Origin of the sequence: Asticcacaulis sp. AND118 (genome assembly GCF_020535245.1) — a bacterium.
Classification (GTDB): Bacteria; Pseudomonadota; Alphaproteobacteria; order Caulobacterales; family Caulobacteraceae; genus Asticcacaulis.
This window is the reverse complement of record NZ_CP084911.1, coordinates 445512-464076: the sequence shown is the minus strand read 5'-3', so window position 1 is coordinate 464076 and position 18565 is coordinate 445512. Positions and strand designations below refer to the sequence as shown.

General features: G+C 61.8%; 14 protein-coding genes and 1 pseudogene. 10 read left to right on the top strand and 5 right to left on the bottom strand.

All coding sequences use genetic code 11. The features are described 5' to 3' along the window. Nucleotides 1–2: 2 nt before the first annotated feature. Nucleotides 3–437 carry a helix-turn-helix domain-containing protein gene (locus LH365_RS15525; RefSeq protein ID WP_226746252.1) on the bottom strand — a complete coding sequence of 145 codons (435 nt, stop codon included), beginning with the start codon at nucleotides 435–437 and terminating at the stop codon, nucleotides 3–5. A 65-nt stretch (nucleotides 438–502) separates the two neighbouring features. On the opposite strand from LH365_RS15525, the gene LH365_RS15520 reads away from it, so the two are divergent. From LH365_RS15520 to LH365_RS15480, 9 genes are all read left to right on the top strand, one after another. Beyond that, nucleotides 503–1750, top strand: coding sequence for an MFS transporter (locus LH365_RS15520; protein WP_226746251.1), 1248 nt, complete (start codon nucleotides 503–505; stop codon nucleotides 1748–1750). Between the two features lie 391 nt (nucleotides 1751–2141). Beyond that, entirely contained in the window at nucleotides 2142–2750 is a 609-nt protein-coding gene (locus LH365_RS15515) for an RNA polymerase sigma factor (protein WP_226746250.1), read from the top strand. 43 nt (nucleotides 2751–2793) lie between these two features. After that, nucleotides 2794–3717, top strand: a complete 924-nt coding sequence (locus tag LH365_RS15510; protein WP_255606779.1) for a FecR domain-containing protein — start codon at nucleotides 2794–2796, stop codon at nucleotides 3715–3717. Nucleotides 3718–3893: 176 nt separating this feature from the next. Then, the gene (locus LH365_RS15505) at nucleotides 3894–7190 is read left to right on the top strand and encodes a TonB-dependent receptor (RefSeq protein ID WP_226746249.1); all 3297 of its coding nucleotides are present in this window, start codon (nucleotides 3894–3896) and stop codon (nucleotides 7188–7190) included. Between the two features lie 141 nt (nucleotides 7191–7331). Further along, on the top strand, nucleotides 7332–8564 hold the full coding sequence (locus LH365_RS15500; protein WP_226746248.1) for an SGNH/GDSL hydrolase family protein: 1233 nt from the start codon (nucleotides 7332–7334) through the stop codon (nucleotides 8562–8564). Nucleotides 8565–8633: 69 nt separating this feature from the next. Then, nucleotides 8634–10166 carry a glycoside hydrolase family 28 protein gene (locus LH365_RS15495; protein ID WP_226746247.1) on the top strand — a complete coding sequence of 511 codons (1533 nt, stop codon included), beginning with the start codon at nucleotides 8634–8636 and terminating at the stop codon, nucleotides 10164–10166. Next, nucleotides 10159–12411, top strand: a complete 2253-nt coding sequence (locus tag LH365_RS15490) for a hypothetical protein (RefSeq protein ID WP_226746246.1) — start codon at nucleotides 10159–10161, stop codon at nucleotides 12409–12411. The genes LH365_RS15495 and LH365_RS15490 overlap by 8 nt, the downstream gene beginning before the upstream one ends. A 16-nt stretch (nucleotides 12412–12427) precedes the next feature. Continuing rightward, nucleotides 12428–13999, top strand: coding sequence for a glycoside hydrolase 43 family protein (locus tag LH365_RS15485; RefSeq protein WP_226746245.1), 1572 nt, complete (start codon nucleotides 12428–12430; stop codon nucleotides 13997–13999). After that, nucleotides 13999–15117 carry an endo-1,4-beta-xylanase gene (locus tag LH365_RS15480; RefSeq protein WP_226746244.1) on the top strand — a complete coding sequence of 373 codons (1119 nt, stop codon included), beginning with the start codon at nucleotides 13999–14001 and terminating at the stop codon, nucleotides 15115–15117. Before LH365_RS15485 ends, LH365_RS15480 begins: the two co-directional genes overlap by 1 nt. On the opposite strand, the gene LH365_RS15475 is transcribed toward LH365_RS15480, so the two are convergent. Then, nucleotides 15114–16319 carry a glycoside hydrolase family 28 protein gene (locus LH365_RS15475; RefSeq protein ID WP_255606777.1) on the bottom strand — a complete coding sequence of 402 codons (1206 nt, stop codon included), beginning with the start codon at nucleotides 16317–16319 and terminating at the stop codon, nucleotides 15114–15116. The genes LH365_RS15480 and LH365_RS15475 overlap by 4 nt on opposite strands. Nucleotides 16320–16688: 369 nt before the next feature. Continuing rightward, entirely contained in the window at nucleotides 16689–16910 is a 222-nt protein-coding gene (locus tag LH365_RS15470) for a hypothetical protein (protein ID WP_255606789.1), read from the bottom strand. 29 nt (nucleotides 16911–16939) lie between these two features. On the opposite strand from LH365_RS15470, the pseudogene LH365_RS15465 reads away from it, so the two are divergent. Further along, a pseudogene (locus LH365_RS15465) lies at nucleotides 16940–17314 on the top strand (IS5 family transposase); the annotation flags it as partial. 16 nt (nucleotides 17315–17330) lie between these two features. Here LH365_RS15465 and LH365_RS15460 read toward each other — a convergent pair. Together LH365_RS15460 and LH365_RS15455 are read right to left on the bottom strand one after the other, a co-directional pair. Beyond that, a complete protein-coding gene (locus LH365_RS15460) occupies nucleotides 17331–17825 on the bottom strand; it encodes a hypothetical protein (protein WP_226746242.1) in 495 nt (164 codons plus the stop codon). A 79-nt stretch (nucleotides 17826–17904) separates the two neighbouring features. Beyond that, nucleotides 17905–18165 (bottom strand): GlsB/YeaQ/YmgE family stress response membrane protein, encoded by a 261-nt coding sequence (locus LH365_RS15455; RefSeq protein ID WP_226746241.1) that lies wholly within the window; start codon nucleotides 18163–18165, stop codon nucleotides 17905–17907. Between the last annotated feature and the right edge of the window lie 400 nt (nucleotides 18166–18565).

Below are 18565 nucleotides of genomic sequence, written 5' to 3'. Positions count from 1 at the left end.
GTCTATAGCCCTTCCTTAAGCGGCCTTCGAATCCGGCGCTTTCCCTGGCGTTTGCCCGCAACCTCTACCAGTCGCCGAAACGTCGGACATTCCATATGGGAGGGCGCGGGGCAAGCGGCGACATGGCGGATGGTGTCGCGCAGTGCGGTCAGCTCGCTGATCTGACGGTCAATTTCATCGGCCTTCGCGTGAAGCCTGTCACGGGAGATATGCGGTCCACCGCCTTGACCGAACATTCCGCCGATTTCCTCAAGCGAGAATCCTGCCGTCTTTCCCATCGCGATCAGCTTCAGTTGCAAAAGCACTTCCGGCGAAAACTGCCGACGCAATCCGTGACGGGAGATGGACGAAATCAGGCCGGCCTGCTCGTAGTATCGCAACGCCGACGGCTTAATTCCGCTCTTTTGCGCGACCTCTCCGATATCCAGAAATTTCATGCTTGACCTCAACTTGACTTGAAGTGGCAGTTTGCTCGAGAACCGACATTCAGGCAAGGGATCAGATGGATCGGACACACCCCCGCGCAGCGAGGATTAGAGAGGCGACCATCCGAATCACGCTGGCTCTGGCGACGTTGCTGGCCTCCCTGGGAACCAGCATCGCCAACGTTGCGCTGCCAACTCTGGCCGACGCGTTCTCCGCGCCATTTTCGAATGTACTGGCGGTCGTGGTCGTCTATCTCCTGGCGCTGACGATCTCGGCGGTGATTGCGGGGCGCCTCGGCGACAGGTACGGGCTGAAACCTATGCTCGTGACCGGTCTCACCCTGTTCATGGTCGCCTCGCTATTGTGTGCCATCGCCCCGAACCTGCCGCTGCTTATCGGTGCGCGAGCGATTCAAGGTGGCGGTGCGGCCTTCCTCATGACACTCGCAATGGCGCTGATGCGCCAGACCGCGAGCGAAGCTCGGGTTGGACGCGCCATGGGTCTGCTCGGGACCGTTTCGGCGCTCGGGACGGCACTCGGCCCCGCGCTTGGAGGGCTGCTGATACCGGTGATGGGATGGCGGAGCGTCTTTTGGGTGCAGGTCCCGCTGGCGCTCCTGGCCCTGGTACTTACGCTCACCACGCTTCCCACCGATACCGGTAAAAAAATGACACCCTCCATCGGCCTTTGGTCGAGCATGAACTGGACCCTGGCCTCCAATCTCCTCACCAACATCGTGGTCGCCGCCGTGATGATGACGACGCTTGTGATTGGCCCGTTTTTTCTTGGCATCCGCCTTGGTCTGACGCCGACGCAGGTGGGTTTTGTCATGGCAGTGGGCCCCGTGATCTCCATCTTCAGCGGCGTTCCGTCAGGGCGACTGGTGGATGCCTGGGGCAGTGGCCGCGTGCTCCTGGTTGGCCTTGCCTTAGTGGCCATAGGCGCATTCCTGCTGGCATTCCTACCAACCGCTATCGGCGTCACGGGTTATGTCCTCTCCCTCATGGCGCTGACGCCCGGCTATCAGCTCTTTCAGTCCGCCAACAACACCGCAGCGTTGGGCGACATTGCAAAAGATCGGCGCGGCATGGTCTCCGGACTGCTTGGCCTGTCACGCAACATCGGTCTGATTACGGGGGCATCCTTGATGGGAGCGGTGTTCACGTTCGGCGTGGGAAGCGACGCGTTAGAACACGCGACGGCTTCGGAGATTACCTCAGGGATGCAGCTTACCTTCCTGCTCGCTGGCGGAATGATGCTTGCTGTAATCGGGATGACGTTTGGGCACCATGACTCCACCAATCGCCTGCGTTCACCGCGATGACCTACGAAATTGTCGAATTCCCAATCAGTCTGCCCCGTCGCACCGGTGACGGATAAGCGCCCAATGCGGAAGTGACCAGCTCCAATAGCTAACCGCCAGGAAGCGGCATTGAATCGCGCTTTGGACCCTAGGTGTGAAGCCTCACCAAATCTTGCGACCCTGCTGCTCGAATGATGCAGCAATGTAAGCAATAGATCGCAACAACGTCAGCGATAGTCATAAGTGCGCACAATGTGAGTACGCATAAAACCTGACGTAATGTGACGCTTGCCGTTGGGCCGGACCAATGGTAGCGTTACCAAAATAAAACCGCATTTTGTGTGGTATATGTCCGCCGGGAGCTCCCCCAACCGCCGCACATAGTCCAGTTGTTTTCAGCGAGCGGCGAACCATGCGCGCATCGGACGAACGAGCATTGTGGCTGTCCCGGTTTGTGTTACCGCACGAACCGGCACTCAGGGCGTGGCTTAGCCATCGTCGTATCGATGGCCTCGACGTCGATGATATTGTTCAAGAAACCTATGCCCGCCTGATCGCGGTACGGTCGGTCGACGACATCGGCAATATCAAGAACTACATGTTCCAGACGGCCTATTCCGTCATGATCAGCCACGTCCGGCGCGCCAAGGTCGTGCCCTTCCACGTTGTCAGCGATCTCGACGAACTGGGGGCCATGGCTGAGGGCAGCTCCCCCGAACAACAGACTGCAGACCGCGACGAGCTTCGCCGACTGGCGGCCGCTATCGCAACGCTGCCGGGTAAGGTACGCGACGTTTTCGTGCTGCGTCGTGTCTCCGGCCTGTCGCAGCGCGATGTGGCCCGTAAGCTCGGCCTGTCAGAAAGTACCGTCGAAAAGCACATGAGTCGCGGTATTTATCTGCTAATGAATCTCCTTTCCAATGGCGGAAATCTAAACGCCCGTGCGTCTAGGACGTGGGCGAATAAAGTGCACAAGAGCGACGCAGGACGTGATGGATCGAAAGACCGCCAAAGAGATTGACAGTGCCGCGGCTGATTGGGCCGCGCGTCTGGATCGCGGCGTCTTGTCAGAAACCGATGACCGAACGCTCGAAGCCTGGCTGGCGCAAGACCCGCGCCATGCCGGCGCGTTCGCGCGCGCCCGCGCCGTATCCCTCTATTCCGAACGCGCCAGAGCGCTGGGCGAAACCTACAATCCCGAACAATTTGTTGAGGTGGCGCCGGTTTCCCACACCGCCCCCCCCCCTACCCGACGTCAATTTCTATGGCGCGGCGGCAGCATCGCAGCGGGTTTCAGCGCCGCTGTAGTGGGTACGGCTTTATGGACTTCGCGCGGCGAAGCCTATGAAACTCAGCGTGGGCAGATGACCGTCGTGCCATTGGCCGACGGGTCGATCGTCAGCCTCAACACCGCATCGCGCATCCGCGTGGTCTATACCTCCACCCGGCGCACCGTGCATCTTGAGGCTGGCGAGGTGTTTTTTGAGGTGGTACCCGATCGCGAACGTCCCTTCGTGGTCGAAGCGGGCCCCGCGCGCCTGTCGGCAGCGCGTAGCCGTTTCGCTGTCCGCCACCTGAACGAAGCCCCCATTGAAGTACTGGTCAGCAGCGGCGCGGTCGAAGTTGAGGGCGGCACCTTGCAACGCACGCCGGTCAGGCTAGGCGCCAATATGCGCGCGCTCGCCGCAGTGGCGAACGGACAACTCAAACTGGCTTCCGCCACCCGCGTGGCCCCGATCGAGATAGAACGCAACATGGCTTGGCGCGAAGGGCGCATCGCCTTCGAGGGGGATACCCTGCGCGAAGCCGCCGCTGAATTTCTGCGCTACAGCGACACCCGCATCGTCATCGACGATCCGGCGATTGCCAACGAACCGATCACCGGCCTGTTCCAGGTGAACGATCCGGTCGGTTTTGCACGCGCTGTGGCTGACAGCTTTAACCTCAAGGCCGATGTCGGCGAGAAGCAGGTACGCCTGCACCGCTAACCGGTGCGGTTACGCTCACCTCGAAAATTTTTTTGACGACAGGCATGGTGGAAATCCGATTCACCATGCGTCTTGACCTGCAGAAGCCCGCACGCCTGTCCAGAACAAGCGGGCTCAAACATCAGGTAGAAAAAATGCTCTCAAAACACAAATCATGGCTGTTCGCGGGTACGGCAATGCTAGCCTTGGCCCTTTCGTCGGGGGCGTGGGCGCAAAGCCGGGCCTTCAACGTGCCGTCCGCCGGCGCCGTAAAGACCATTCCGCAATTCGCCAGCCAGGCCGGCATCCAGATCGTTGCCCCGGCCGGTCACCTCAAAGGCATCCGCACTCAGCCCGTCAAGGGCACAATGGACGTCCATGACGGCCTTGAGCAGTTGCTGCAAGGCACGGGGCTTGAGATCGCCTCCGAAAACGGTTCGGTGATCTCGCTGCGCATCCGCTCCGCCGACGCTCTGGCCACCGAAGCTGCGGCGGTCGTCCCGGCTTCCGAAACGCAGCCGGAAGCTGAGCCCGAACCAGAAGTCGTCGTGGTCACCGGCTCTCGTCTGGGCAATCGCGGCTTCAAAGCGCCGACACCGGTTACCGTCGTCGATGCGCAGGAAGTCCTGCTCAGTGGCACGCAAAACCTCGATGTCCTGCTCAGCGACAGCCCGCAGTTCACCGCCAACCAGCTCAACAGCCCGACCGCCAACACCATGCAGGCCGGTCAGCCCAGCGGCACGGCGACGCTGAACCTGCGTAACTTCGGTCCGACGCGCAATCTGGTGCTGGTCAATGGCCGCCGTTTCGCCATCACCGGTCCGGACTTCACGACCGACATCAACACCATTCCCGCCGCGCTGGTGAAACGCATCGAAACCGTCACCGGCGGCTCGTCGGCGGTCTACGGATCCGACGCCATCGCCGGTGTCGTCAACTTCGTCATGCGCGACGACTTCGAAGGCGTGGAAATCAACGCCCAGCGTTCGTGGGACGAACCGACCGGCACGCCGACCTATACGGTCGACATCAGCGGCGGCGGCGACTTCGCCGACGGTCGCGGCAATGTCGTCGCCTCGCTCGGCTTCCTCGATCGCGGCGGCTACACGCGCGGCGAACTGGGCGGCTGGTCCATGCCGTCCCTGGGCGACGGCTGCGTCACCGCCGCTTCGTGGAGCGAAACCCGTCCGGGCACGCCATTGGCAGTGCCGTCGGGTCAGACCTGTCTCTCGGCGGGCGGCCGCCCCGGCCTTGTCTACAGCGGGTCGAGCACCGTACCCACCGGACGCATAGGCAACCTGCCTGTCGTTGGTTCCTCAAGCTCGAACCCGGCGCTCGATGCCGCCCTGATCGCCGCCGGTCTGCAGAACATATCGACGCTGGGCGCTATCTTCGACGCTACCGGCCAGACGGTGCGTCCCTACACAACCGCAGACGCCTACGATCTGGGGCCAATGTCGTACATCGTTACGCCGCAGAAGACGTGGATGGGCAATGTCTTCGCCCACTACGACTTCAACGACCGCGCCACCGGCTATATGGAAATGCACTTCAGCAACACGACGGCCAAGGTGCAGATCGCGCCGACCTCGGCCTCGGGCAATTTCCTGGTCAACACCAACAACCCGTATCTCAGCGCCGCCATGCGCAATGTGCTGGTCGAACTGGACCGCCGCGAAACCGGCACCACCAACATCACGCAGGGCACGCAGACCCTGTCGACCACGCCCAACGACGGTCTGGCCATCCTCAACCTGAACCGACGTCTGAACGACATCGGCACCCGCGCCGGCGAAACCGATCACACCGTGTTCCGCACCGCCTTCGGTGTCCGCGGGCATCTCGGCAGCGCGTCGCCGACCTTCCTGCGCGACCTGAACTACGACGTCTATTACAGCTACGCCCGCACGTCGGAGTCGCAATCGCAGACGGGTTCGATCTCGCTCAGCCGCTTCCAGAACAGTATCCTGTCGCAGAACGGTCAGGCCCCCGTGCTCAATCCGTTCGGTCAGAATCTGACCTCGGCGGCCATTTCCGCCATCAGCATCTCGTCCAATGCCGGTCTGCGCGCCGAACGTCAGGTGTTTGCTGGTAACATCACCGGCGAGGCCTTCGATCTGCCGGCGGGGCCCGTTGCGTTCTCGACCGGCTTCGAATGGCGCTACGACTCCGGCCGTTACATCCCCGACGCCTATCTGGCTTCGGGCGACGTGTCCGGTTGGAACGCCGCCAAGGCGACCAACGGATCGACCACGGTCAAGGAAGTCTATCTGGAATTCCGCGCGCCGCTGCTGGCCGAACTGCCGATGGCCAAGCGTCTGAGCCTCAACGGCGCCTACCGTTACTCCGACTACGACCTTGAAGGCGTCGGCGGCGTCGAAACCTATTCGGTCGGCGTGGAATGGGCCTTCAATGACGATCTGGCGCTGCGCACGCAGTACCAGCACGCCATCCGCGCGCCCAATGTCGGCGAACTGTTCGGCGGCGCAGGCACTAACGGCCCTTCGGCGACGGACCCCTGCTCCAGCCGTCAACCCGCCTCGCAGCAGACCACCACCGTACGTCAACTGTGCGTCGCCACGGGCGTGCCTACCGCACTGGTCTTCGATCAGTCGGTGCAACCGACTAACTTCCTGACGCAAGTCACCGGTGGCAATCCCAACCTTCAACCGGAAACCTCGAACACCACCACCATCGGTCTGGTCTACGCGCCAACGGCTCTGCGCGGGCTTCAAGTCAGCCTGGACTACTACAAGATCACGCTGGACGACGCGATATCGACGCTGGGCGGCGGCAGCCTGCAGAACGTTCTGAACCTGTGCTATAACACGATCCAGAACGCCTCCAGCGTCTATTGTCAGGCTATCCATCGCGATCCGCTTACCGGTCAGATTGTCGGCCCGAACTACGTCACCACGACCAACGCCAACATCGGTCAGATCCGCACAGCTGGCATCGATATCGAGGCCCGCTACGGCTTCCGCACCACCTGGGGGCTGATGGGCGAGACGCGTTGGGACATCGGCGGAAGCTGGACCTATATCGACGAATATATAGTCACCCCGGTGCAGGACCTGCCGAATATCAAGAACAACTGCCTTGGTGCTTTCGGTGCGACCTGCGGCCAGCCTTTGCCGGAATGGAAGGGCTCGACCCGCCTGACCATGCGTAGCGGCCCCCTGACCCTGTCAGCGCGCGCCCGCTACATCGGCAGCGTCACGGTCGACACCTACATGGTCCCGCTGGGTCAAGGTGCGACGCCACCGGCGCTCAACACCCTGACCAATCCGGTTATCGAGGACTACACCTATATCGATCTGACAGCGGGTTACGCCCTGCGTGACAATGTCCGTCTGACGGCGGGTATACGTAACGTCTTCGACAAAGACCCGCCGATCCTTGGTTCGTCGCAGCTTCCCGCCAACAACACCATCGCTGCGACCTATGACGTGCAAGGCCGGGTGGCGTTTGTGGGCGTGAATTTGAAGTTCTGATACCGCGTTGGACCTCCGCTGGCGTTCATCCGCCTCGGTGCGTCCGGCGCGTGTTCTGCGGACACACTCCCTGATCCGCTCAACTGCGAAGCCCGGCGCGCCAGTTCCGGCCGGGCTTCTTTTTTGCTTTGTGAGGTGCGAATGGACGGGAAATGGCTCCGCACATGCTGGATCGCTACCGCCGCGCTCTTTGCCGCCTACTTGCCGCTTCCGGCTCTGGCAGACAGTCACTGGATAGAGGCGTTCCAATCCAGCCCCGCCGCCTACGGCGTCAACGCACCTGAAAGCTGGCAAACCGAAACCGCAGAACGGCGCACCCCGATCAAGGGCACGCTGCGTTTCCAACTGGCCGTCAGCGCGGGCGGTTCCGCCCTCCGCCTGCGCCTCAGCAATGAGATGGGCACTCAAGCCCTCGACATCGCCGCCGCCAGCGTCGCGCTTGCCACCGGCACGGAAGGCGCAGCTACGGGGCCGGCCCTCCCCGTCACCTTCAGTGGCGCGCGAGGCGCGACAATCCCGGCGGGCACGCCGCTGATCAGCGACGCCCTGCCCTTGCTCGTCAAACCGGGGGCGCAATTGCTGATCAGCCTGCATCTGCCCGACGGCCTGACGCTCGACAGCTACGGCGCGACCGGCCTGTGGATCGCGCCGGGCGACCAGACGCACGCTGCCGCCTTGCAAAACTCAACCGTCGTCATTGGCCGCCCACTGGTCAGTGGTGTGGCGGTTCTGTCCGACCACAAGGGGCCGGTCATCGTTACGCTGGGCGATTCTATCACCGCCGGGGGACGAAAGACCGCCGCCGAAACGCACGGCTGGCCCGAAATCCTGTCGCGGCGGCTGATTGCAGCAAACAGCCACGCATCGGTCGTCAATGCCGGTATCGCCGGGAACCGCCTCCTCAGCGACGGTTACGGGCAGGCGGCTCTGGCGCGCCTGGATCGCGACGTGCTGCGCATCGACGGGCTTACGCATGTATTCGTGCTCGAAGGGATCAACGATATAGGCTTTCCGGGCCGCAAACAGTTCGGTACGGTCCAGCCGGACATCCGCACCGATGAGTTGATCGGCGCCTATCGTCAGATCGTTGCCCGCGTCCACGCGCGCGGCGGCAAGGTCATTGCCGGCACGCTCCTGCCGTTCAAAGGGGCCTTCTATTACACACCGGCCAAGGAAGAGGCGCGGCAGGCCGTCAATCGCTGGATACGCACCTCCGGCGTCTTCGATGCCGTCGTCGATTTCGACACCGTCATGCGCGATCCTGCCGATCCGTTGAGCCTTAACCCCGCCTACGATTCCGGCGATCACCTGCACCCCAATCCTGCCGGCGAGACCGCCATGGGCGAAGCCATTTCGCTGGAGCTGTTTAAATAAGGCCGGCTTACCGGCATCTTCATAACCCGGACCGCCAACAGAAGCGGCCAGAACAAAAAGGAGGAAATCATGCCCCGTTCCCTGTCTCGCCGCCAGTTGGGAGCCGGTCTGGCCGGCTTAGGCCTCGCGGCCGCCCTGCCTTCCCGCGCGCAAGGCTGCGCCCTGCCCGACTGGGTGCCCGCCCTGCGCGCCGATCTCGAACGCATGGCGAAGGAACTGACTTCGGTACTGAAACCGTGGGATGGGCCCAAGCGCGTCGTGACACCAGAACAGCACGGCTATGCGGGTCAAAAACTGGCCACCCCCTATATTCAGGCCGCCATCGACGCGGCGGCGAAACTGGGTGGTGGCACGGTCAGGCTGAGCAAGGGTGATTACGTGTCCGGCACGCTCGACCTGCGCAGCCATATCCGGCTGGAGGTCGCCAAAGGCGCGCGCCTGCTGGGCTCGCTGGACCTGAAGGACTATCCCGAACGCGTCGCCAAACGCCGTACGGTGCAGGACACCAATATGGGCATGAACCAGTCGCTGATCTTCGCCGAAGGCTGCGAGAATATTGCTCTGGCCGGGAAAGGTACGATCGACGGGCGCGGCAACATGACCAACTTCCCCGGCGACGAGACGATCCACGGCACACCAGGACGCCCCTTCGTCATCCGCGTCATCGACTGCCGCCGCGTGCATGTCCGTGACCTGACGCTGAAGGATTCGCCGTGCTGGATGCAGAACTATCTCAACTGCGACGACCTGCTGGTCGAGCATATGACCGTCGAAAATCAGGCCAATTACAATAATGACGGCATCGATATCGACGGCTGCCGCCGCGTGATCGTCCGCCACTGCCGCATCAGCGCCGGAGACGACGCCCTGTGCTTCAAGGGCGCCTCGCAACGCCCCACGCAAAACGTGCTGATCGAGGATTGCCGCCTCTACACCTCGTGCAACGCCATCAAACTGGGGACCGACAGCCAGAGCGTCTTTCGCAATGTGCTGGTGCGTCGCTGCGAAGTCGGTGGGGTCTCCGAGGAAATGCGCCGTGTCAAGCCCGCCGGGGCCGATTCCGGCATTTCGTGGGAGGTGGTCGACGGCGGACTGGCCGAGAATATTCTGGCCACCGACATCCATATCGTCCGCGCCCGCAGCCCTTTGTTCATGCGACTGGAGAACCGCGGCCGCGTCCAACCCAATCAGCCGAAACCCGCCGTCGGTAGTCTGCGCCGGGTAGTGTTCGACCGCCTGACCGGAGCGGATAACGGCTCACGCGGGTCCTATTTTATCGGCATCCCCGAAAAGCATATCGAGGACGTCGTGCTGCACGACATCCGCATCGGCATGAAGGCTTCGACCGACTGGCTCGAAGAAAACGAGATTCCTGAAATGCGCGGCGTCTATCCGGACGCGCACATGATCGACCGCGACCGCGGGCGGCTGGGCACCGAGCCCAACGGCAAGCCACAAGGTGGCGACGCCCCGGCCTACGGGCTGTGGACGCGCCACGTGACGCGCGTGACGCTGATCAAACTCACCTTCGTGCCCGCGACGCCGGATCCGCGCCCGCAATTCCTGATGCAGACGGACAGCGTGGAGGTTTGCCGTGCTTAAGTGGCTGCTTGTCTTTTGTCTGGGCTGGGCCGTCACGGCCCACGCTGAAGCGCCGCCCCAAACCCCCATTGATCGTCAGGCGCTGGTGACGCGGCACAATCCGCACTTCACAAGGCCCGATCCGCACGCGCCGGTCATGCTGGGCAACGGCAATCTCGGCTTCACCGCTGACATTACCGGACTCCAGACCTTCCCGGAACAATATTCCAATCTAGCGCCGCTGCTGACTATGGCGCAGTGGGCGTTCCACACCTTCCCCAATCCACAGGGTTATAAGGAAACCGACGGTCAGCGCAGGATCGAGGCGCCCGGTCGCGGGCCGCAGGCCTTCGACTATATGGCTTCGTTCGACGATCTGAAGACCCATCCAGCCTATGGCTGGCTGCGTGACAATCCGCACCGCTTTTCGCTGGGGCGCATCGCGCTGGCCCTGACCGGCAGGGACGGCAAACGCGCAACATTCGCCGACCTCAGCGCCACGGATCAGACGCTCGACATGTGGACGGGTGTGCTCACCAGCCGTTTCGTCTTCGAGGGCGAACCTGTCGAGGTGCAGACGCGGGTGCATCCGACGCGCGATATGGTGCTGGTCAACATCTTCTCGAAGGCCGTAGCGACGGGCCGCATCGCCATCGATGTGCGCTATCCGGGCGTGGCGGCCAACGTCAATCCCGACCCGTCCGACTGGGTTCGCGACGATCTGCATAAAACGCAGGTGCTGAAAACTGCGCCGGGGCGGATGCTGCTTAAACGCCAACTCGATAACACGGTCTATTATTCCGGCCTGCTCGCGCCCGGTGCGACGATCCGCAAGACCGGCGCGCACAGTGTCCGCGTGGTGGCGCAAAAAGGCGACCGCCTAACCGTGTTGGTCAGTTTCGAGCGCACACAGGCTGCGGCCGCCAATCCGCAGGACTATGCGCAGGCCGTTACGGCGGTCGCCGACAACTGGCGGCAGTATTGGAAGACCGGCGGAGTGATCGATTTCAGCGGCTCTACCGACCCGCGCGCCGTCGAACTGGAGCGCCGTGTGGTGCTGTCGCAATACCTTCAGGCCATCAACGGCGCGGGCGAGTTACCCCCTCAGGAAGAGGGCCTGTTTTCCAATAGCTGGTCAGGCAAGTTCCACCTCGAAATGCACCCCTGGCATAGCGGGCACTTCGCCACCTGGGGTCGACCGGAAAAGCTGGAGCGAAGCCTCGGCTGGTACGTAACCCGTCTGCCGAAAGCGAAAGCCGCGGCTGCTCGGCACGGCGTCAAGGGGGCGTGGTGGCCAAAAATGTCGGGCCCGGAGGCGCGCAACAGCCCCAGCCCCATCGGCCCCTTCATCATGTGGCAGCAACCACACCCGATTTATCTTGCCGAACTGGCGTGGCGCGCCAATCCAGAAAAGAAGACTCTAAGAGCCTATGGCGAACTGGTGGATCAGTCGGCACAACTGCTGGCGACCTGGCCCCTGTGGGACGAGGCCGGCAAGCGCTACGTGCTGGGCCCGCCGATCATTCCTGTGCAGGAAAATTACGACCCGATGACCACGCAGAATCCGGCCTTCGAACTGGAATATGTGCGCTTCGGTTTGCAAACGGCGCAAAAGTGGCGCGAACGGCAGGGCCTGCCGCGCAACGCGGACTGGGACACGGTAATCGCCAAAATCGCCCCCCTGACCGTGCGCGATGGCCTGTACCTGCCGGCCGAGACCTCACCCGAGTTCTGGCGCAACGCCTTTTCGCCCGCCTGCCGCCGTCACGCCGCCGCGCCCCAGTGCCAGAACAAGGACCATCCGTCCTTCCTGATGGCCTATGGCCTGATCGGCAGTGACCGTGTCGATGCCGACACCATGCGCCGCACCCTGCGCGCCGCCGAAGGCAACTGGGACCTGCGTCAGACCTGGGGCTGGGATTTTCCCATGATCGCTATGACGGCCGCACGACTGGGCGAGCCGGAAGACGCACTCGACTGGCTGTTTATTGACCTGAAGAACAACCGGTGGGGATCGACCGGCATGACGCCGCGCGTCCATCTCGACACGGCGGGTGATTCCATGCTGCCCGACGTGGCCAAGGCGGTGGGGCCGGACGGTCCCGGTTACCGCCGTGCCGCCGAAACCTACTTTCCCTCCAACGGTTCGCTGCTGCTGGCGGTTGGTATGATGGCCGCCGGCTGGGACGGTTCGACCGGCCCCGCCCCCGGCTTTCCCAGAGAGGGCTGGCGCGTACGCGTCGAAAACATCCAGCCGCTTCCGTAAAGATAAGGACATCACGATGAAAACTCTGCTTCTCGGAACCTGTCTGGCTCTCCTCCCGCTTGCCGGATGCGCCGCCGTGTCCGCGCAGACGACGGCGACCTACAGCAACCCGGTCCTCTATGCCGACTATTCGGACCCCGACGTCATCCGTGTGGGCCAGAGCTATTATATGGTCTCGTCCAGCTTCCATTTTTCGCCCGGTATCCCCGTGCTGAAATCCGACGATCTGGTGCACTGGTCGATCATTGGCCACGTCCTGCCCAAACTGACCTTCGCGCCGGAATACGACATGCCCGGCCCCTATGAGCTCGACGACACCCGTTCCAAACCCGTCACCGGCACCAAATACGCCAGCGGCGTCTGGGCGCCGTCGATCCGCCATCACAACGGCCTGTTCTACGTCTATTGGGCGACGCCGGACGAAGGCGTCTTCATGTCCACGGCCCAATCGCCGGAGGGGCCGTGGGCCCCGCCCGTCCACGTCATCGCTCAGCCGAAGCTGGAAGACCCCTGCCCCTTCTGGGACGACGACGGGCAGGCTTTCCTGATCCATGGCAAGGTCGGGGCCGGTCCGTTGATCCTGCACCGCATGAGCCCGGACGGCACGAAGGTGCTGGATGAAGGTGTCGTCGTGGCCGAGGACAAGATGCGCCTGCCCATCCTCGAAGGTCCGAAAGTCTACAAGCGCAACGGCTGGTACTATATCTTCGCCCCCATCGGCGGCGTCGGCACCGGGCCGCAGGCGGTCGGACGCGCCCGCAACATCTACGGGCCCTACGAATGGCGCGACGTGCTGGTGCCCATACCCGGCATTTTAGGGCCGCATCAGGGTGGCTATGTCGAGACGCCTGCGGGTCAGGGCTGGTTCCTTCACTTCAACTCGACCGGGGCCTTCGGGCGGATCAACCACCTGCAACCCGTCGTCTGGCGCGACGACTGGCCGGTCATGGGCGATGAAGGCAAGCCGGTACTGACCCACTCGGTGCCGGATACGGGGGTGCGCTCGAACGCCCGGTTGCAGGATTCCGATAGCTTCGACAGCCGCGAACTGGGCCTGCAATGGTCGTGGAACCACAATCCCGACATCCAGCGCTGGAGCCTCAGCGCCCGGCCCGGCTGGCTGCGTCTTGAGGCGCAGCAGGCCAACCATCTGACGACGGCGCGCAACACCCTGACCCAGATCCTGCAAGGCCCAGCCATGCAGACCACAACGCGCATGGACGTCTCGCGCATGGCCGACGGGCAGCGCGCGGGGCTCAGCCTGTTCGGCGTCAAGCCGGTGTGGATCGGTGTGGTGCGCGAAAACGGCGTGGCGCGCCTGACCTATGCCTCGGCAGGCGTTGAAACGCCGGGCCCGGAGATTACGGGCGCGACCGTCATCCTGCGCGCCGAGGTGCAGGCCGACCAGATCGGACGCTTCGCCTATAGTCTTGACGAAAAGGCCTTCACGCCGTTCGGCGAGGCCCTGCCGCTCTCTACCTTCTCGTGGTGGAAGGGCAGTCGCCCGGCCCTGTTCACCTTTAATAAGATCGCCGCGCAGGGTTCCGTCGATTTCGACTGGGTCCGCGTCACCCACGAGGTGAAATAATGGACCGCCGCCAACTGATCGGCGCAGGCCTTACGCTCGCGGCGACGCCGGCCTTCGCTGCGTCCCCCTCTTCCTTGGGAGAACTGGCGGCCGCCAAAGGCATCCGTTTCGGCTCGGCCACCGGCATCAAGACGGGAGGTTTGACCAACCCAAAGGTGGCTGGCATTCTCACCCGCGAATGCCGCATCCTCGTCGCGCGTAACGAGATGAAGATGTACACCATCCGCAACGCCCCGCCCAAGGTCTACGATTTCGGCCCCGGCGACGCGGTGCTGGCCTTTGCCGAGACGCATAAGATGCCCCTGCGTGGGCACACCCTGTTCTGGGCCAAGGACGAGTTTCTGCCCAAATGGCTCCTGACCCACGATTTCGGATCTAATCCGAAGCTGGGGGCTGAGCGGATGCTGCGCGACTATATCGGCACGGTCGCCAGCCACTACGGCGCGCGCCTGACCTCGTGGGACGTCATCAACGAGGCCATCGACGAAAAAACCGGCGATATCCGCGCCAATGTCTTCACCCGCATTCTGGGCCGCGACGCCCTGCGCATCTGCTTCGAAGCGGCGCGCGAGCACCTGCCGAAGATAGAACTTGTCTATAACGACTATATGAGTTGGCGGCCGAAAGACGCGATCCACCGCAAGGCGGCGCTCGACCTGCTGCGCTGGTTCCGCGACATCAAACTACCGGTCGATGCCCTAGGCATTCAGGGCCATATTGGCACGGATCAGAGCGTGACGAGCCAGATGACCAGCGACGACACCACACCGCAATACGCCGAGTGGACGCGCTTCCTCGATGACGCGGCGGCGCTCGGTTTCACGCTGATGGTCACGGAGTTCGACGTCAACGACCGCAAGGTCGAGGGCGATATTGCGCGCCGCGACGCCGTCGTGGCAGAGGTGGCCAGGACCTATATCGACCTGACCCTGGCCAATACCGCGGTGAAGGACTTTCTGTGCTGGGGTCTGGACGATCGCTATAGCTGGCTGCAATCGACCAGGCCGCGCACGGATGGCCTGCCGCTGCGCCCGACGCCCTATGACGAGGCGTTCAAACCCAAACCCCTGCGCGAGGCCATGGCCGTCGCCTTCCGCAGCGCCCCAAACCGGGCCTAGAGCGCCGCGACCCTTTTGCCGTTGACCCTCACACCGTCGAGCCTGAGACCGTGGGTGTGGGTGACGACACTCGCCTGCGTCACGCCGTCGAAGCGGCACTTGCGCAGGCGGATATCACTGACCGGCGCGCCCGGCAGGCCCTGACTGTCCAGCACGCGCAGCGCCTTTTCCGCAAGGAGGTTCTCAATGCTCACATCGCGCAGCACCGGCGTGAAGCGACCCTTCGCGCCTTCCTCGTAGTTAAAGTCGCAGGTCATGACTGCGCGCGACACCTGCCCCACCGAAATGTTGCGGAAATGGAAGTGTTCCAGCACGCCGCCGCGCATTGCATTGTTCTTGAAGCGGATGGCGTACCACAGGTCCGGGCTGTCCATGCGGCAGTTTTCGGCGAAGACCCAGCGCACCCCGCCGGAAATTTCCGAGCCGGTGACGACACCGCCGTGGCCGTCCTTCATGACACAGTCACGGATGACGATATTCTGCGACGGCGCATTGAGTCGGCGGCCGTCGGCATTGCGCCCCGATTTGATGGCGATGCAATCGTCACCGGTATTGAAGACGCAACGCTCGATTAGCATGCCGTCCACCGACTCAGGGTCGCAGCCATCATTGTTTGGGCCGTGGCCGAAGATATCGACGCCACGCACGATGACATTGCGGCACAGGACCGGATGGATGTTCCAGAAGGGCGAATTGCGCAGACGCACGCCGTCGATCAGCACATTCTCGCAGGCATAGGTCTGAAGCAGCGGCGGGCGCAGATAGTGGCCCTGACCGAAGATACGCTCTTCGACCGGTACGCCATCCTCGGCCATTTTGAACAGGGCGTTGCGCGCCGGGCGTTGGTCCGGCATCCCGTCGCGCCAGCCGAAACGCGCGCCGCTGCTCCACGACCACCAGTTTTCGTTGCTGCCCTGACCGTCAATCGTGCCCGGGCCGGTGACGGCGATGTCTTTTTCACCGTAAGCGTAGATGAGCGGCGAATGGTTCATCACCTCCACGCCCTCCCATCGCGTCAGGACATTGGGATAGTGAGCAGGGTCGGGGCTGAACAGGAGAGTCCCACCCTCAGCCACATGGAGATCAATGCGCGACCGCAGCCGCACCGCGCCGGTGAGGAACTTCCCCGCCGGGATCACAACGCGCCCGCCGCCCGCCGCATGGCAGGCGTCAATGGCGCGGGCGATCGCGTCCGTGTTCAATGTTTTGCCGTCACCGACCCCACCATAGTCAATGATATCGAAGACCCGGTTTTGAAACACCGGCGCCCGAAGATGTTTGACGATAGCGCTTGCACGATTCCAAGGTTTGCCTGCCGCTAGCGCCGGTCTTGCTATAACACAGCCCAAAGCGGCTCCCACCAAGATGCGCCGCGATATATGAACTGCCATGATTTCGCTCCCGTTTTATTGACATGAAGCTTACATGAGATAGCTCGCGAAGTGCAAATTCTACCGTTGAACTTCCAGAGAAGTGGTTTGCCCGCATAAGCATGTTCGACTGCGATCGCAGGAGAACAAGCTGATGCGTCTATAAGAACCGGCCATCATTATCGCCGTAAGGTGGTCATCTTAAATGGCGGCGTCCACCATCTCCAGAACCAGTAGGTTCCAGTTCATGAAGCCCTTGTGGCTAAGCGCTTTGGCCGTATCAGGGTGATAATATTCATTGAGCGAGCCCGACGCCGTCAGATCATCCGACAGAAGCCTGACCGTGCGTGCCGACAGATCGGCGGCTTCGGCGGTAAAGCCATAATTCTTCAACCCGCGCCAGACAAAATAGTTGGAGACGATCCATACCGGCCCCAGCCAGTTCGACGGATCATGCGGTTACCGACCCGCACGGCAGGCCTATCCGCCTGTTGCTGACCGCGGGACAGGTCAGCGACTTCAAGGGCGCAGCCTTGCTGTTGGATACACTGCCCAAAGCAAAAACTTTGCTGGGCGATCGGGGATATGACGCCAACTGGTTCCGTAACGCTCTGAAAGGTAAGGGAATAAATCCCTGCATCCCTTCAAAGCGTAATCGAAAAGTTCAGATCGACCATGACAAAATACTCTATAAGCAACGCCATAAGGTCGAAAACATGTTCGCCAAACTCAAGGACTGGCGGCGCGTACACACTCGATACGACCGCTGTGCCCACACTTTCTTCTCCGCCATACTCATCGCTGCTACCGTCATCTTCTGGCTCTGATCAATGAGTCCTGAGCCTAGTTGGGCACGCCACTGAAAGGGGGCCATATCTCTGCAGATCGACCGTCCTCGAACAGAACCTGCACGGCCGCCAAAGCCGCCTCGCGCGCACCTACATGATGCACATATCCGCCAATGAGGTGACCGTCGCGAATGACTTCCCAGACACCGTCCCGATGGAATATCTCAAAACGCACAGGCACGTTCTCGTTTTGCAGGTCGGTTTCGCCCCGGGTTGGCCAGAGATCGTCCCATTTCGCCACTAAGGACAAGCCGGACTTTCCGGACCCGCTTTCTCCGAGCTTGACAATCTCGCGGACAAAAGACGCGGCGTATTCCGCCGTATCTTTGTAGTCACGCAACGCCTGGGCCACCCGAACAGGCCGACCAAATGTCGCGCTCAGCCTTTCCAGAAATTTCGGCTCCGTTTCAACCATGTGCGCAATGAGGGCCTGAAGGATCTGTTCGTGCACGAGCATTCGGCGCTCGATAGCCGTATCTTGAGATGTCATGGCAAGCCCTTTCCGGGGCGGAGGACTATTCGGCAAGACGCCGACGGACAGGCAAGGACTGGGGGCCGCTTCGACGAACCTACAAGCGTCGGCGGCGAATTGTGCGACTGGCGCCGATGAGCAGGCAGGCACCCGATACCCCCGCAACGAGGAAACCAATCACACCGCCGAATGACACACCGAGCCACGACAAAAGGCCATTTGCGAGCACAGACCCGATAATGCCGAGCACGATATTCATAAAAAGCCCTTGGCCGGACTTCATGATTTTCTCGGCGATCCAGCCAGCGACGGCACCGACGATAATCGCTACGAGCCAACCCGTTTGATATTGCTCCATATTATTTTCCCAAAATACTCAAAATCACAATCTCACATCCATTATAAAGATAATATATCTCGGATCATTATTTTAAGAGAAGTTGATTATTATTTTCACAATGTCAAATTCGCCTCAACTTTAATCCAATAAACAACATGAAATAATTTCGAAATTCAATAAAATGCCATTTTTTACTTATAATTATTTTCTAATATCGGGCCCTTCACACATGCCAAATGTCAGGCCCAACCTATGAAACGCCTTCCCACGTCAGAGACCGATATGCCCAAGGACGAAGTCAGCCTGTGGACCGGTGTCCTTATGCTGGCCATCATCCTTGCGGGTCTGGCAGGGATTGTGATGATCCTTAGGTATGGAGGGTCGAGCATTGGCGACAGCGATTTAACAGCGCATAGGC

Coding starts and splice junctions, on each gene's coding strand:
- LH365_RS15525 (WP_226746252.1), bottom strand. CDS start 437: ATGAAATTTCTGGATATCGGAGAGGTCGCGCAAAAGAGCGGAATTAAG.
- LH365_RS15520 (WP_226746251.1), top strand. CDS start 503: ATGGATCGGACACACCCCCGCGCAGCGAGGATTAGAGAGGCGACCATC.
- LH365_RS15515 (WP_226746250.1), top strand. CDS start 2,142: ATGCGCGCATCGGACGAACGAGCATTGTGGCTGTCCCGGTTTGTGTTA.
- LH365_RS15505 (WP_226746249.1), top strand. CDS start 3,894: ATGCTAGCCTTGGCCCTTTCGTCGGGGGCGTGGGCGCAAAGCCGGGCC.
- LH365_RS15500 (WP_226746248.1), top strand. CDS start 7,332: ATGGACGGGAAATGGCTCCGCACATGCTGGATCGCTACCGCCGCGCTC.
- LH365_RS15495 (WP_226746247.1), top strand. CDS start 8,634: ATGCCCCGTTCCCTGTCTCGCCGCCAGTTGGGAGCCGGTCTGGCCGGC.
- LH365_RS15485 (WP_226746245.1), top strand. CDS start 12,428: ATGAAAACTCTGCTTCTCGGAACCTGTCTGGCTCTCCTCCCGCTTGCC.
- LH365_RS15480 (WP_226746244.1), top strand. CDS start 13,999: ATGGACCGCCGCCAACTGATCGGCGCAGGCCTTACGCTCGCGGCGACG.
- LH365_RS15460 (WP_226746242.1), bottom strand. CDS start 17,825: ATGACATCTCAAGATACGGCTATCGAGCGCCGAATGCTCGTGCACGAA.
- LH365_RS15455 (WP_226746241.1), bottom strand. CDS start 18,165: ATGGAGCAATATCAAACGGGTTGGCTCGTAGCGATTATCGTCGGTGCC.